This is a genomic window from Agrilactobacillus composti DSM 18527 = JCM 14202 (assembly GCF_001436375.1).
Taxonomy (GTDB): Bacteria; Bacillota; Bacilli; order Lactobacillales; family Lactobacillaceae; genus Agrilactobacillus; species Agrilactobacillus composti.
The window spans coordinates 36,356-50,514 of record NZ_AZGA01000018.1 but is presented as its reverse complement, the minus strand read 5'-3'; the positions used below and the strand labels follow the sequence as shown (position 1 = coordinate 50,514).

Genomic DNA, 14,159 nt, shown 5'->3' with positions numbered 1-14,159 from the left:
CCAGATATGTTTCTAACAGACTATCAAGCCATTGTAATTCCTGCTAATAAAATAACGTTCAAAGAAATTGGCGTATATCGCGGCAAGGACTTCAATGATGATTCACCTTGGAAAATGATTTTCCATAGTTATTACATTGTCACAGTGAAAAATAACGGTCCCGTGACCCTTTGGCAATCACCGGCCTATCAAACTCCCGTACAACAAGTTAATCCCGGAGAAACTTTTACCATCAATCAAGCTTACTTCTCCTACGATTCTGGACTTTGGTTTGACATTGGCGCTAATCAATGGATTCCGGCTTACTATCTTGATAATACCCTAGTGCCAACCAGCTGATATTTTTAAACTATGGAGGAATTTAATTATGAGGAAGAAAATTTTAGGCTTTATCTTACTTGTTGCTTCAGCATTATTATTCGCATTGATTCCAGCGAAGTCCGTTTCTGCTGCGGATGATGAAGTAGTATTTCCCATTCGAGATTCTTCATTTTTAGCATTAACTGACGCTAGTTACCCAAAGTTTCTTGCCCATACAACAAATTACTTTGATACTGAACCCACGGACTCATATGTTCCAGGTCTTTCTGTATGGAAAGTTTCAAATGCATATAAGGGAAACTGGTTCATTCCTAGTGTAAGTACTAACAACGATTATTATACTATCGGTTACGCTGATGAGTCTTATGAAGTTGGTCCAAACTTATTTCTAAACAATAAACAAGCTATCAAAATACCAGTGGGTGAAGTTACCTTTAAGGGATTAGGTATGTATCATGGCATAGGCTTTACATCAGATTTACCTTGGACTATGGTATATCGCAGTGACTATATCGCAACTGTACAAAATAGTGGCCCAGTCGCATTATGGCAGTCGCCAGCCTATCAAACACCCACTCAATGGGTTGATCCTGGAGATTCCTTTACACTGAATCAAGTCTATTTTTCCTATGATTCAGGGCTTTGGTTTGACATCGGTGCTAACCAATGGATTCCTGCTTATTATCTTGACAGTACGCTTACCAGGAATAGATAATGTTATTTTAATTTAAGAAGATTTACTGTAAAAAAACAATGATTTCTATATTTTGGATTATTTCATTATGATTGTTCACCACACTTATTTCCCCCCATGATTCTGACCTTTGTTTTGATATTGGTCCCAGCCCGACTTTTTATTTATATGGCAATTTAGATAATGCTTCTTTTTATTGTTGGTTTTGACAATAAAAAGAGCTCTCATTCAATTTTTTTCATCCTTGAGTGGGAGCTCCTTTGAGTTCAATCCTGATTTAACATATTAGAATATTTAACCAAAAATTGAATTAAAGCTATATTTATTTCCATTATTAACTGGTACACGAGTTAGATTATACTTTTCTAGTAAGTTTTCACGGACACCATGGGTATAATTATCACCTGCTGGATCCATCTTATTGCTACCATATCCAAAGTTAAATCCTGCTTTATAACCGGCTTTACGCAATTGTAATCTTGCCTTATCATTTCGACTACCATACGGATAAGCGTAAGATCGTACCTGAATTTGCAACTGTTGTTCAAGCGTATCTTTAGAATCCGAAACTTGAGCCACCAAATCGTCATCAGATAGCATGTCGTCAGGAATGTGGGTATAGTTATGGTCGCCAATGGCAAATTGAGTTTTATCCAATTGTCGTAGATAATCCCAGGCTCCGCCATCGCTGACTTTCTTAGTTGTCAGAAATAACAATGCATTAAATCCATATTCCTGTAAAGTTTCAATCATACTTGGATTGTCGCCAATAGGGTTATTCCAGCTTGGATAATAATCGTCAAAAGTTAATAAAACTGATTTTTCTGGAATTGTTTTGCCTTCAAGTAAAGCTCCTAAAGCTTCATCTTCGGTTAAAGTATGGTACCCATTGTTTTGAATCCAATCCATTTCAGCTTTAAAAGCAGGATAGTCTAAGACCGTATCACTTGATGTATCAGTGGCACTAAAATCGTGGTACCCCAAAGTGATAAACTGACCATTCCCAGAATTATTGCCAGTATCCGGAATATTGGCAAAAACTGGTTGATCAGACACATAGCCCCCTGACACTTTAGCATATTTGCGCCCATTGACTTCAACGCAATTTTTTGTCTCAGAGCCATCATAAGTGCCCACAACTTTTTGCTCATCTACAAACACACTGCTCAGAACGCTGGCACCTTGTGGAATGTTTAGGTTTTCGGCCAATTGGTAATCGTCAAAACTGTTAGCATTCCCAAACCACTCGGTCTGATTTTGTGATAAGTCGTAGCGTCGAACCCATTGATCACCGCCCACATTGATAAAATAGACGTTGTCAATTTGTTGAATACCGCCGACCATCCCGGCGTAACCTTGATTGTGAATGGTATAAGGGCCGTTAGCATCAATCTGCTTCACTACATGACGGCCAAATTTGAACGTATTATAAACGTTCTCACCTTGCCAGCAGTAAATTCGACGACCGGTAAAATTGCTGGTTGGATCATTCAAGGCATCAGAATTAAAAATCCAAAAATCATCAGCAGTCTGATATGCCGCAATCTGTGGTAATAGCACATCAGACATAATTTCATCCTTATATTGTGCTCCAATTGTTGTTCCAGGCTCATAAAACTTAATAATCCCAGTGCCAGAAGCACTGGTTGTAAAACCTGGGGTAAATGCCGTTGCGTCGAAAGATTTATCAGGTACAAAACCATCTCTAATAATCTGCCAACCCAATGTCTTGTTTTCAAAAGTTACACTGCCGCCGTTGTCACTAAAATAATTCATAATAAAACACCTCGTAATTTATTTTTTTGTTGTCATCCTGATCGGGGATGTTTGTTGCTAACACGTGTTCGATTATTAGATTAAATCATTAAGTTGACGCATACAATAGGTTTGGCGACGGTACATGATAATACGTCACGATACATGATAATAAATAATGAATTTTCCCCTTGTAATTTAAAAAAGAGCCATCTTCTGATGAAGATGACTCCAAAATCAAATAGCTAGCAATCAAAACTGCGGCGTGGTAAACAGCCCGGTATAGTCATAGGACATGTCTAAAGGTAACCCCTGATAGTTATTGGTAAATTGCCAGGCAGTGGCACCTTCGACCCCAACACTAGCTGCACCATAGTTGGCCACCCAAATCGCATCATTGGTGGGTAAGCGATTTGCCCAAAACCAGCTGGCCATGCTATAGACCGCTAATTTGGTCCAGCCTAATTCCCTTAATCGCTGTAAAAACGCCACTGTATTGTTGTAAACACCGGTTGTTACTAAAGTTGGATCTTCCACATCGGCAACTAGCACACAATCACCATTGAACCCCAGCGCTTGGGCATATTCTGAGAAAAAATCTGCCTCGTTACGCGCATCTTGTCCACTGGTATATCGGGCATAGTGATACAAGTGGGTCTGCAAACCAACGGCTAGCGCGCTTTGTGTTTGCGTTAGGGCTTTTGGGTTCTGGTACGCCGTTCCCGTTGCGCTACCTTCCGTAGCCTTAACAACGACTCCCAAGACCCCCAAAGTTTGGATGGCAGCAATATCCGAAGCTTGATAGGAACTGACGTCTGCAAATAAATTGGCCATGATCATACTCACCTCTTAGCGTTCAGCGGCTTCAGTTGCGTTAAAGTTGGTACTTTGCCTGCATAATTTTTATGAAGCGCCTGCTTATTTCTTGAAAAAACTGACTCAACAATACTTGCCACATCAACTTTTCGAATATCTAACCCTAATTGTTGGGCCTGTGCTTTAGTCCCTTTGACGGCCACTTGCTTTTTATCAATACCCGTTGCCCCAGTGGTTTGTCTGGCTTCTGTCTGGATCACTTGGGCATTCGCAATTTTAGTGACAACGTCCAGAATATCGGCTAAAGCATTCAGTTCCTGTTTCTTAGTCAGATTCTTCTGTGCCCTTGCGAAGTTTCTAATCAGCGGAATAACGTAACCGCTAATTACGAGAATAACAATGGGCAATACAACTTGATAAAAAATAACATACCATGATATTTTCAATGAAATCCCTCCTTTCAAATTAGTTTTTGAGATCTCAAAATTGAAATACGCGCGTAATGCCAATCATAACGACACCTTTCAGTGGGTGCAATAGCTTAATGGCCCATACATGATAATTAACTAGCCGGATTATCATGTATTTTTTTTACGTTTCAGCTTATGTAAAGTTTCCTTTTATTTTTCAAAAGGCGATTAAAGCTTGATATGACGCCGGATTCCATTTTTAATAAGTTGCTTCTGAACATTAAATATCACTTGTAAACTTATGAAAACACAAAAAGGCGAAAAAAGTTATTTACAAGCTCAACGTAAAGTTTTATGATGGACTTATCAAAGCAATATGACACTTTGCTTGATGGCTTGCTCAAAACTCTGCCCGGGTCGATATGACGGCATTCTTGGTTAAATAGCCCTTATATCAAATACAGAGCATGGGTCGGCCTATCAACTTTAATTAGCATGCCGCCACTTATTGCTTAGATGCGCCATCAAAGGTTATTCAATGAATAACTGCACCTTGACAGAAAATATAAAGGAGATCTATTATCATGACAAACAAAAATATTAACTACGAAGCGCAAAAAAAATTCCGCCAAAAACATGCTTATCGCTATACAGCTCAAGCAACAGCGTCCACAGCTCGGACCTTCTTGCGAAAAGCACCCCACAGCGATCTGTTGCTACTACAAGAAACCCTCAATAGTGGTGTCGATGCTTGGGAAACTCATCATATTTCTAAATTAGAAAAAGTTGCTGGGCGCCAAACCACCCTGTCCAAGTACCGTTATCAGGCTTTGGCCTACGTTTCTGATATGATGCCTGCAGACCGTCTGTTATTTGAGAAGGATTTGGCGCTGGCCCTTGCCGGTAAACGTGTCCCGCATCATACCAAGCGTAAGCACTAAGTTTATTTTTTTACTCGCCTCTGAACATACGTGCGCAATACATCTTCGCTTGCACCCCGCGACAGTTAGCGATGACACCCAATAATATCCGTGGCCTACCTAAAAAAGTGCCTTGGCAACCAGACCTAACATCTGAATACCAAGGCACTTTTGCGTTCAAGAAGCACTAGGTTCAAGGCTTACAATGCTTAAAACGGGCTTGTTGAACCTAGCTGATAGACTACCCATTGATTTTCTGTACCCAATTTAACACTGACACCTTGGTAACCCACAATCGTAGCGCCGAATACTTTGTATGGCAGCGTGGCGCTGAGCTGGCCTTTAGCTTGGTTCGTTCGGGTAAACATTAGTGTACCAGCTTGGAAGTATAAGATTTTGGGAATGAGGTATTGCCCCTTAGTTTTCGCCAACAACCACTGATTGTTCCCAAGGTCCACACCTGCAATGGCGCCAGTATTGCCATCATAAGCAATTTTGTTGATGCGCCACTCGTGGTAATGATCCGTATCTAGACTGCCCGCACGATTCACGCCTAAACAATCTCGATAAATTGGATTATAAGCGCCAGCGGTGAGCACCTCTAAATAATCCCCAGAACCCATGACGACTTTGCGACTGTATGCCGGATCTACCCATTGATTATTACCTAAATCCAGGGCTTTAATAACACGCCCACTTTTCGCGACCCGCACAATTGGCCATGTACCAATTTCCGTCTGCAACGCTAATCCAGTGCGTTTGGTCAACGTCGGCTCCGAATAGATCGGTGTGGGCTGATGCCCAGAATTGAAGACAGCTGTTGTGTCTGGATTGGCCACAATAGTCAAACCGGCATTGCTGGCCTGAGCAGGATTAATATTGGTGACGCTACCAAGCAATAAAGCACCACATGTTAATAAAATATAAAACAACCATTTTTTCATTTGCAAAATACCTCCCCTTATTTTGTTGATTACTGCGCATTCCCACCACAAGCCAAGTATACCATTATCAAATTTTATTAGCTGTTAGCATATTAAAATAATTTAATTTCGTATCTAAATGATGACTTAAATCATTATTATAAAAATAAAGTTTGCTTTTTGCGTACACGAAATGTTAAACTCTTCTTGCTATAAAAACGACAAAGAATGGGAGCATCCAAAATAAAAACAAAATCACCAGTGATTCAAGTTCACTTTTCTGATACGTTGACCAAGCATCGCATTGTCCAAGGCCTATTTGACGCCGATATTCAAGCCGACGAAACCGTTCAAATTGAACAAACGACCCTTCTGCTCTATGACACGAGCCAAGAAGCTGTTGCTTTTAACACCCTGGTGGTGGACCAAAACCGTGGGCTGATCGCCACGCAAAAGACGACCCGGCAACTCATTGCCCGCCTGCAAGATACTAGCTTGGGAACCATACGGGAAGCCCGAATTTATCGGAACATGCTACATATCGCCAATGGCGTTGTCCCTTTGGTCTATGGCCGCAGTCTCTTCATCCCCATGGCCAGCCCCTTCCGCGGTAATTGCGACTGGATCAACGGCCGCCATATCCATACGATACGGGACTTAGATAAAGCCACCGAACTACTGTGGGACAAGGGTATCAAAGCGCAGGTTTTCGATTATCACGATTTTGAAACTAAAATACATGATGCTGTGCTCATCTGTCAGTACTCCATTCAGATTCTTAAGGAAATGTATGAAAGTGGCTACCTCCATGAGGCAGATAATGAAATCTTGGGCCGTTATAACAATTGTGACTGTCCAAACCATCGGCGGCTAGCCCAGGCTGAACCCTTAGTACCGGCCTACCAGGCTGCGCAACTTGAGGTGTTTCTAAGTTGTGCCTTTCCAAAAAGTGAATACGACTCAGTTGACTACACTGATCGGGTGGCCGCATTTCATACCAACTTACGAAAAAAATCCCGTTGTTAAAATCCGACGTAAGTCTGCCAAATCCCCGTCACCACCAGTCCCAATCTGCACCACCCCCAACGAAGGACTTGAATTATCAGCCTTTTCCCCGACTTGTGTGGGTTAGCGCTGGGCTGGTGGCCTTGTTATAGTAGCCTTACCACAAGCGCTTGTGGCATCATATTTTTGGAGGATGTCGCAATGGATTCAACCACAACACAACGGGCCTGGGAATTGGCCCTGGCCAACCAAGCCGTGATTCACGGTGCTTTGAAGAAAGCCAATATTTGGCGCAATCGCCCGGATTACGAGGATTTGGCCCAAGAGGGGCAGCTGGTTTATGTGACCTGTTACCACCGCTTCTGTCAAGAACACGAGACCTTTAGTGAGCGGGCTTTTAACTGCTATGCCTATCAAGCTATCATTTGGCATTTGCGCAATATTTTGCGCCGGGACATGTGGCTTAGTGACCACACCCAAGCCAGCTTAGATGCTACAGTACCCCCGGAATCTGATCACTTGGCTTATAACTTCCCAGAGTCTTTGATCGCCCTGTCTATTCGCCTAGGGCAGATTCAAGAATTATTATCGCAACGACAAAAAGCCGTTTTAGTGCGGCATATGTGGCAAGGTGAGCCTTTGAGTCAGTTGGCGGTGGATTTAGACTGTCCAGCCCGGACTTTACGGTATGATCGCAATAAGATTTTACGCCTGTTGCGGTGATTTTTAGACATTAAAGCGCTTAAATCTTATCTCTTTCTTAAACTTTTTTTATTAATCTTAAGATTAATCCCGCCTAATCGGTGGTACACTTAAAGATGTATCTAGAAGACCTGCCACTATTTTCAGGGGGAGGACTAGGCGTGATAGGCTAAAGCCCGCGATACCATCAATAGCACAGACAATGAGGATTATGTTCGTTGTTTCGACTCGCTTTAAATCTTACGCATAAGTTTGCTGCAATATCAATTATGAGCTTATCAATAAAGATTGCACCATGGGATTGTCAATGATTCATCAATATTATTACTGTGCGCCGAATCGCACTTTAATCTGCACCATCACGCCTAGTCCAATTTAGTTGCCAGGTACTTCTCAGAGAAAAAAAGATCACGTGAAATCAATTTCGATTTCGTGTGGTCTTTTTGTATGGTGGTATAATTAGGGTAGCTAAATAACTGTGCTGCCACTTAAGCGTTAGTCTTTCTCATGCAAGGAGGGCTTTGAAATGAGCAAATCAGCAAAAATTGTATTAGGTATTATTTATCTTATTTGTGTCGTGTTACCCAGATACTTTTGATCATCATGGATCATGTCCTCATTGGCATTGTTGGTTTAGTTTTCATTTCTTATCTTGGCTGGTATATCTTTATTAGAGGTAACAAACCTTCTGATTTCAAATAAATGTTTCAAAACCAATTCAAGGGATTGATAATGTTAGAAAATAGTTCCCAGAAATTGCCCCAAAAATCTTCAGTGAAAGATTCTTTACCCTTTAATTTCCAGAATAAAGTTGCGATGAGGGCAATGATGAAACAGATGACACTATAAACCAGTATAACTAATAAAATGCCTAAAATTGTTGTGCCAATCTGTCCCATGTCGCCTCATCCCTTCTATGCTGCCGTAGTAGCTTCGATTGATTTATATTAAATATTAACAGCTTCATTTAAAAAAGGCCATGCGAAATTAAATTCGATTTCGTGTGGCCTTTTTGCTACATTCCACTCAGTTCGTCAGTGTAACCTTCCCAATTTCGTGATTACTTTCAACGATTGCATGGGCTTTTTTGAGATTAGCGACGTTGATTGGACTGAATGTTTGCGTCATAGTCGTTACCAGCTGGCCGCTATCCAACAAGTGAGCAACTTTCTCCAAAATATCATGTTGACTTTGCATGTCTTCTGTTTGGAAATATGACTTACTAAACATCCACTCCCAAGCAAACTTAGCCCGTTTCTTAGTTAATTGCTTTAAATCTACTAATTTTCGATTCTCAGTAATTGACGCAATCCGGCCACCGGGTTTGATTAAACGGGCCATTTCCGTCCAGTGGGCATCCAAATTATTCAGTTCAAAAATGTAATCCACATAGGAATAGCCTAACTTTTTAACCTCTTGCACTAAGTCATGGCGATGATTAACAGTTTGATCAGCGCCATGGGCTTTGACCCATTGAATGGTCTCTGGCCGAGAGGCACTGGCAATCACCTTTAAGCCAGCCCAATGCGCTAACTGGGTGGCCATGGAGCCCACACCCCCAGAACCGTTGATAATCAAAATCGTCTTTTGTTCGTTGCGTTTTTTGGCAGTGGGATCTATTTCTAGTTGTTCAAACAAACCCTCCCAAGCGGTTAAAGCCGTGAGGGGAATAGCTGCTGCTTGGGCATCGCTGAGCTTTTGGGGGGCGTGCCCCACAATTCTTTCGTCAACCAGTTGGTAGGCACTATTGCTGCCGGGACGCTTAAAGGACCCGGCATAAAAGACCCGGTCTCCGGGTTGAAACAATGTGACGTCAGCGCCAGTTTTCACCACAGTCCCCACTGCATCCCAGCCAATCACTTTAGGTTGGGCTAAAACAGCTGAGCCACTTTGCCGAACCCCTACATCCACTGGATTCACTGAAATACCGGTCACCTGAACCAACAAATCATGCGCCTCAGGACTAGGCATAGGTAATTCAAATGCCACTAAACTATCTGCTTGCGAAATTGGTAAGTGTTTGGTAAAACCAATAGCTTCCATATATTTTGTCATCTTTAATTTCCCCCTAACACCTTCCATGGTAGCAGTATTGCCGAAACTGCCAATACTGAAATTATAGTGACTAGTTACATCTTCTTCCCTTGCCCAATCAGCAACCTTATGGTAAGACAGAACCAGTTATGCTTTATCCATATTCAACTTTTAATGAAGGAGGTATATCGCCATGCAACGACATATTTATGATTGTGAACCTGGTTGTCCGGTTGAAAGTACCTTACAAATCATTTCCGGCAAATGGAAAAGTGTCATTCTATACCATTTACTTCAAGAAAAGACCTGTCGCTTTGGGGACTTGCAGCGGTCTTTACACGACTGTTCTAGACGCATGTTGGCTTTACAGCTGAAAGAGTTGGAAGCAGATGGCGTTATCCATAAAAAAGTTTACCAAGTAACCCCACCAAAGACGGCATATCGCCTGACAGATTTTGGCAAAACCCTTGAACCGGTCATTCAAGCCATGGTTAACTGGGGTACCCATTACAACAACGTGATTGGCCCCCAGCATCCGAAAGTCACCAGTTGCCGGCAATCTATTCAGGTATAACTTAATCCCCTTTCTTATCATCAGACCAAAAGCTGACCCCAGACAATTCACTTTTGCCTTCGGTCAGCTTTTATGGTAGTTTATGGCGTAACCCCAAGAAACGGAGATGGGCACCATGGCCACAGATTTCAGCGCAATTTTAAAACAAACGCGACACCAACAACATTTAACGCAAAAACAGCTGGCATCAGGTATCTGTTCGCAACCCATGTTATCGGCTATTGAGCACGGCCGCTATATGCCCAATGCCCAGCTGTTGATTGCGTTGTGTCAGCGCTTGAAGCTAAGTTTGGATCAAATTAGTTTGGCGCAAAATTTCAATATCAGTGCCAATCAAAACTTCGATCAGACTTTAAATGACTTATGTAACCAGCACCACTATCAGCAGTTATTGACTTTTCTAGCCCAGGATAGTGTTTTAGCCAGCATTCAAACTGACCAACAAACCCAAGCCTACTATTATTATCTAGGCGTTGCCAAATTGCATACCCAGGGTTTAACAGCTGCTAAAGAATCCCTGCAATTGTCCTTGGCTGGACCTGGAGCGCAAAATCCCACGACTTTGACCCGGTTAGGTCAAGCTTCGCTGGGGTATATCGCCGCGGCGGAAAATTTACCCCAGACTGCGGCCAAAAATTTCACCCTCGCTGTCAAGGCATTAGCTGAGACAAACTATGACGCCAATCAAAATGTTTTATTTTACCTGATTGCTTTAGGCTACTTTAAACTAAATCAGTTACAGGCCAGTCTGGATTGGGTCAATCAAGGGATTGAGTTTACCAGTGACCATGATTCCCATTATTTATTAGCCAATTATTACTACTTACTAGCTCGCGTTGCCCAGGCCAGTGCCCAATCCGATCTACAACTAGAGGCCAGTCAACGGCAAACCTTTATCCAAGACCTGTTTCACGAAAAGATTTTCAAAGATTTCTAAAATATTAGTATGCTTATTTTTCAAGACCCCCTAATTTTTGTAAGCTAAGGCCATCAAATAAAGGAGGTCTTTTAATATGACCAAAGATTTTTTTACTAATACTATTGCCACCCACGCTACCGTTGCCACTATCAAACAGATCCTAAGCAATCCCCAACAACTATTACGCTGGGATCCAGAAGTCAGTACCGTTAACAACGATGCTAATGGGTTCTGGCTTCAGCGGTCTGGCTCAGCTTTGAATCAAAGGGAACACATTGCCATCGGCAGTCAAGCTAACCAAATTTTCTATCGCAGCACAGGCGGTCGCATCGCTTATGATTTGATTTTCACCTTGGTAGCTGAAGACGGGCAAACTGTGATTCAAGAGAGCTTTTATCTCGTGGGTGAAAACAGGTTAAAATTACCGCTGACCTTATTGGCCCCCATCGCCAAACACGCTTTTAATATCAACTTGACCAACTTAGCCCAATTGGCAGAAACCAGCTCGTTTTCAGAAGGCGGTGTGTAACATGGAAGCCATCGTCCAACAAGATTTCAACGGCATTGACAGCCTTACGCTAAAAACGCTACCCCAACCCCAGTCCAATCCCATGACCAACTTGATTCAAGTTAAATATAATCCCGTTTTGCCCTACGACATCCTGGGTGAACAAGGGACCTTGGGTCAAGTGGCCCTACCGCGCATTATTGGCTATGGTTTTGCCGGCACCGTGGTTCAAGCCGGGGCCTTGAACACCCACAAAGTTGGCCAACGGGTCATCGGTGTAACACCCCAGGGTAGTTTTGCACAATATGTGGTGCCTACCATTCCCTTGTATACCTTTGTTTTACCTGAATCTGTGTCTCTGGCCGCCGGTGCCACCGTGATCGGTGGAGCGGACGCCGCCTGGCTATTTTGGCAGACATCCGGCATTCAGTCCGGCGACTCGGCAGTCATCCTCGGTGCTTCTGGGGGCGTGGGAACGTATCTGGTGCAATTATTAACTCGAGCTGGAGTGCAAGTCCACATATTGGCCTCTAAAAGAAGTGCGGCCTTTATCAAAACTAACTTTAAGCAGACCACTGTTTACGAAGAGGCGACCGCCATCCCCAGACAAGCTATGGATTATCTCTTCGACCTCACCAGCAATATCCCGCTGGTGACCCAGTTAGAAACCGTCTTAAAACCCGGCGGTCAACTTTTAGTTGCCGGCTTGCCAGATTACACCGCCCATCGCGCCGACATCCGGGTGCAATTTAGCAATCATCCCCTGGCCCCAACAAGTTACCAGCAGATCCTGGCCTTATTGCAAAATGGTGATTTGAAAGCTTATATTGATACCACTTATAGCTATCAAGACATTCAAATAGCCCAGCACCACGTTTTAAGCGCCGCTAAACGGGGCCGAACCCTGGTCCAATTTGCTTAATGGCATAAACAACCCCCGGAAATTTGACCGGGGGTTGTTTATTTGTGCTTATTGAACGAACAACTATCCAGATTTCTGCAAAGTATATTGACAACTTGAATGTATTTTGCAGAGATTTGTATACTATACAAAGAAAAGACTGGAAATTGCATATAAAATCAAAATATGCACGGGATAAAAAATATAAAAGAACCATTTGTCTTTTTTACCCTGTTGGCCGTGATATAAGGCGATGGGAATCAGTGAGAAGACCATTAGCCACTGATAATCTCCTTTACCATTGGTGATAAAAGACAGCACGCTTAAAATGATAATGACCAGATATTGGGCCCACCGTTTTTCCCGAAATAGGTATAACAGACCCCCAGTGATAATAAAGACCGGGCCGCCTTCCACAAGCATTGGCGAAGGAAGCAGGGTCAATAAAACGCTCAGCCCCATGCCGGATAAATGTAGACTACTCATCAAAAGCAACGGCAGTATTGTTAAGGCAATTAACCCCAATAAGCCCAAAACCGCTTTACCGGGATACTTACGTTTTCCAAAGAATCCGTCTAAAACCCACATAAAACATAAACCTAAAAATAACGTCCCAAAGATGGAGTTCATTAACACCACTTTGGGGTTCGGCAAGAGTCGGGCAATCAATGTGAAGGAAATATTACAGATCCAAAAGCCCACTAATAAGTTCATCATGTAGTGTTTTCTGCTGTGGGTGTAGTGGAACCCTTCTGCAGATAGGAATAAGAAAATTGGCGCTACCAAGCGTCCTAGCATTGAAAACCAATCGGGGGCGCCGACAAAGTAAAACATTTGATGGATATGGTCCAGCACCATTAAGGTAATCCCAATCATTTTTAGATCAAACGACGTTAACCCTCTTTTTAGCAAATTCAAAAATACAGCCTCCTAAAAATTTTCATGAAAATATTGTATAAATTTTAGAGGGTGTTTTCAACGAACAACTTTGTCATCTGTTTGTAAGTTTGGCCGGGTTCAAGCAAGGGTGAGCGCCCCAGTGTTCAGCGTACTTTAAAACAAGCGGGCAAACCCCATAGTGTCACCGATGGTTAAATTGCCTGCTAACAGTTACAATAGAACAAAAGGAAGTAATCAATTATGCTCAAAGATGTTTTAGTGGTCATTGACGTGCAATATGGGTTACAGAAAGCTTATCATTTCGACCAACTCGTAGGTGCTATCAATCAGCGAATCGCCGCCTATCATCAAGCCCACCATCCTGTGATTTTCGTCCAGCATAACGACGATACGATGATTTATGACAACCATGATTGGCAGTTGGTGGCTAACTTACAACGCCAAGCAAATGACCGGGTTATTTTAAAATATCATTCTGATCCATTTTTCCAAACGGGTTTAGCCGCTGTGTTGCATGACTTTGGGGCCAATACCGTGGAAGTCTGTGGCCTGCAGACGGAATATTGCATTGATTCTAGCCTTCGGGTGGGCCATGACTTGGGTTTTCAAATGGCTATTATTCAGGGTCTAGATTCCACGTTGGACGCACCGGATCTGACTGCCCAACAAATCATCAAACACCACGAACATATCTGGGCTGGCACCTTTGCCGAAGTGCTGCCCAAGACCGTGCTGGAAGCCGACAGTCAATAAATCAAGACGCTTAACGTATGTTAG

General features: G+C 42.7%; 17 protein-coding genes. 10 read left to right on the top strand and 7 right to left on the bottom strand.

All coding sequences use genetic code 11. The annotated features are described in order from the left end of the window. Both FC83_RS17185 and FC83_RS05205 read left to right on the top strand, forming a co-directional pair. Positions 1-339 (top strand): hypothetical protein (locus FC83_RS17185; RefSeq protein WP_162260643.1); only part of this gene is annotated, 339 nt, incomplete at its 5' end. A 28-nt stretch (positions 340-367) separates the two neighbouring features. Continuing rightward, the gene (locus tag FC83_RS05205) at positions 368-1,036 is read left to right on the top strand and encodes a hypothetical protein (protein ID WP_035451842.1); all 669 of its coding nucleotides are present in this window, start codon (positions 368-370) and stop codon (positions 1,034-1,036) included. A gap of 273 nt (positions 1,037-1,309) precedes the next feature. On the opposite strand, the gene FC83_RS05200 is transcribed toward FC83_RS05205, so the two are convergent. From FC83_RS05200 to FC83_RS05190, 3 genes are all read right to left on the bottom strand, one after another. Next, positions 1,310-2,791, bottom strand: coding sequence for a polysaccharide deacetylase family protein (locus FC83_RS05200; protein ID WP_035451843.1), 1,482 nt, complete (start codon positions 2,789-2,791; stop codon positions 1,310-1,312). Between the two features lie 231 nt (positions 2,792-3,022). Continuing rightward, positions 3,023-3,604, bottom strand: coding sequence for a GH25 family lysozyme (locus FC83_RS05195; RefSeq protein WP_161633785.1), 582 nt, complete (start codon positions 3,602-3,604; stop codon positions 3,023-3,025). An 8-nt stretch (positions 3,605-3,612) separates the two neighbouring features. Then, complete coding sequence (locus tag FC83_RS05190) at positions 3,613-4,032, bottom strand: phage holin, LLH family (protein WP_035451844.1); 420 nt, start codon at positions 4,030-4,032, stop codon at positions 3,613-3,615. Positions 4,033-4,580: 548 nt separating this feature from the next. On the opposite strand from FC83_RS05190, the gene FC83_RS05185 reads away from it, so the two are divergent. Next, on the top strand, positions 4,581-4,937 hold the full coding sequence (locus tag FC83_RS05185) for a hypothetical protein (protein WP_057002478.1): 357 nt from the start codon (positions 4,581-4,583) through the stop codon (positions 4,935-4,937). A 188-nt stretch (positions 4,938-5,125) separates the two neighbouring features. Here the strand turns inward: FC83_RS05185 and FC83_RS05180 are convergent, their stop codons facing one another. Next, positions 5,126-5,860 carry a hypothetical protein gene (locus FC83_RS05180; protein ID WP_035451846.1) on the bottom strand — a complete coding sequence of 245 codons (735 nt, stop codon included), beginning with the start codon at positions 5,858-5,860 and terminating at the stop codon, positions 5,126-5,128. A gap of 207 nt (positions 5,861-6,067) precedes the next feature. Here FC83_RS05180 and FC83_RS05175 point away from each other — a divergent pair, with 207 nt between their 5' ends. After that, a complete protein-coding gene (locus FC83_RS05175; RefSeq protein ID WP_156405567.1) occupies positions 6,068-6,865 on the top strand; it encodes a hypothetical protein in 798 nt (265 codons plus the stop codon). A 180-nt stretch (positions 6,866-7,045) separates the two neighbouring features. Then, on the top strand, positions 7,046-7,567 hold the full coding sequence (locus FC83_RS05170) for a sigma-70 family RNA polymerase sigma factor (RefSeq protein ID WP_057002476.1): 522 nt from the start codon (positions 7,046-7,048) through the stop codon (positions 7,565-7,567). Positions 7,568-8,253: 686 nt separating this feature from the next. Here the strand turns inward: FC83_RS05170 and FC83_RS05165 are convergent. Beyond that, positions 8,254-8,445: a hypothetical protein gene (locus tag FC83_RS05165; RefSeq protein WP_035451848.1), complete on the bottom strand. Its 192-nt coding sequence runs from the start codon at positions 8,443-8,445 to the stop codon at positions 8,254-8,256. Between the two features lie 127 nt (positions 8,446-8,572). Continuing rightward, entirely contained in the window at positions 8,573-9,589 is a 1,017-nt protein-coding gene (locus FC83_RS05160) for a zinc-binding alcohol dehydrogenase family protein (protein WP_057002481.1), read from the bottom strand. A 184-nt stretch (positions 9,590-9,773) separates the two neighbouring features. Between FC83_RS05160 and FC83_RS05155 the strand changes: the two genes are divergently transcribed. From FC83_RS05155 to FC83_RS05140, 4 genes are all read left to right on the top strand, one after another. Next, complete coding sequence (locus FC83_RS05155; RefSeq protein WP_052004542.1) at positions 9,774-10,154, top strand: winged helix-turn-helix transcriptional regulator; 381 nt, start codon at positions 9,774-9,776, stop codon at positions 10,152-10,154. A gap of 115 nt (positions 10,155-10,269) precedes the next feature. Then, positions 10,270-11,091, top strand: a complete 822-nt coding sequence (locus FC83_RS05150; protein ID WP_057002475.1) for a helix-turn-helix domain-containing protein — start codon at positions 10,270-10,272, stop codon at positions 11,089-11,091. A gap of 76 nt (positions 11,092-11,167) precedes the next feature. After that, on the top strand, positions 11,168-11,602 hold the full coding sequence (locus FC83_RS05145) for a hypothetical protein (RefSeq protein ID WP_035451849.1): 435 nt from the start codon (positions 11,168-11,170) through the stop codon (positions 11,600-11,602). 1 nt (position 11,603) lies between these two features. Further along, positions 11,604-12,503 (top strand): quinone oxidoreductase family protein, encoded by a 900-nt coding sequence (locus FC83_RS05140; protein ID WP_057002474.1) that lies wholly within the window; start codon positions 11,604-11,606, stop codon positions 12,501-12,503. Between the two features lie 123 nt (positions 12,504-12,626). On the opposite strand, the gene FC83_RS05135 is transcribed toward FC83_RS05140, so the two are convergent. Then, positions 12,627-13,400: a TraX family protein gene (locus tag FC83_RS05135; protein ID WP_035451852.1), complete on the bottom strand. Its 774-nt coding sequence runs from the start codon at positions 13,398-13,400 to the stop codon at positions 12,627-12,629. Positions 13,401-13,622: 222 nt separating this feature from the next. Between FC83_RS05135 and FC83_RS05130 the strand changes: the two genes are divergently transcribed. Further along, positions 13,623-14,135, top strand: coding sequence for an isochorismatase family protein (locus FC83_RS05130; RefSeq protein WP_035451853.1), 513 nt, complete (start codon positions 13,623-13,625; stop codon positions 14,133-14,135). Positions 14,136-14,159: the final 24 nt, after the last annotated feature.

What these genes read in the sequence shown, in the direction of transcription:
- FC83_RS05140 (WP_057002474.1), top strand. Translation starts at nt 11,604, where the DNA reads ATGGAAGCCATCGTCCAACAAGATTTCAACGGCATTGACAGCCTTACG.
- FC83_RS05155 (WP_052004542.1), top strand. Translation starts at nt 9,774, where the DNA reads ATGCAACGACATATTTATGATTGTGAACCTGGTTGTCCGGTTGAAAGT.
- FC83_RS05195 (WP_161633785.1), bottom strand. Translation starts at nt 3,604, where the DNA reads ATGGCCAATTTATTTGCAGACGTCAGTTCCTATCAAGCTTCGGATATT.
- FC83_RS05200 (WP_035451843.1), bottom strand. Translation starts at nt 2,791, where the DNA reads ATGAATTATTTTAGTGACAACGGCGGCAGTGTAACTTTTGAAAACAAG.
- FC83_RS05170 (WP_057002476.1), top strand. Translation starts at nt 7,046, where the DNA reads ATGGATTCAACCACAACACAACGGGCCTGGGAATTGGCCCTGGCCAAC.
- FC83_RS05130 (WP_035451853.1), top strand. Translation starts at nt 13,623, where the DNA reads ATGCTCAAAGATGTTTTAGTGGTCATTGACGTGCAATATGGGTTACAG.
- FC83_RS05180 (WP_035451846.1), bottom strand. Translation starts at nt 5,860, where the DNA reads ATGAAAAAATGGTTGTTTTATATTTTATTAACATGTGGTGCTTTATTG.
- FC83_RS05160 (WP_057002481.1), bottom strand. Translation starts at nt 9,589, where the DNA reads ATGGAAGCTATTGGTTTTACCAAACACTTACCAATTTCGCAAGCAGAT.
- FC83_RS05185 (WP_057002478.1), top strand. Translation starts at nt 4,581, where the DNA reads ATGACAAACAAAAATATTAACTACGAAGCGCAAAAAAAATTCCGCCAA.
- FC83_RS05150 (WP_057002475.1), top strand. Translation starts at nt 10,270, where the DNA reads ATGGCCACAGATTTCAGCGCAATTTTAAAACAAACGCGACACCAACAA.
- FC83_RS05145 (WP_035451849.1), top strand. Translation starts at nt 11,168, where the DNA reads ATGACCAAAGATTTTTTTACTAATACTATTGCCACCCACGCTACCGTT.
- FC83_RS05175 (WP_156405567.1), top strand. Translation starts at nt 6,068, where the DNA reads ATGGGAGCATCCAAAATAAAAACAAAATCACCAGTGATTCAAGTTCAC.
- FC83_RS05165 (WP_035451848.1), bottom strand. Translation starts at nt 8,445, where the DNA reads ATGGGACAGATTGGCACAACAATTTTAGGCATTTTATTAGTTATACTG.
- FC83_RS05205 (WP_035451842.1), top strand. Translation starts at nt 368, where the DNA reads ATGAGGAAGAAAATTTTAGGCTTTATCTTACTTGTTGCTTCAGCATTA.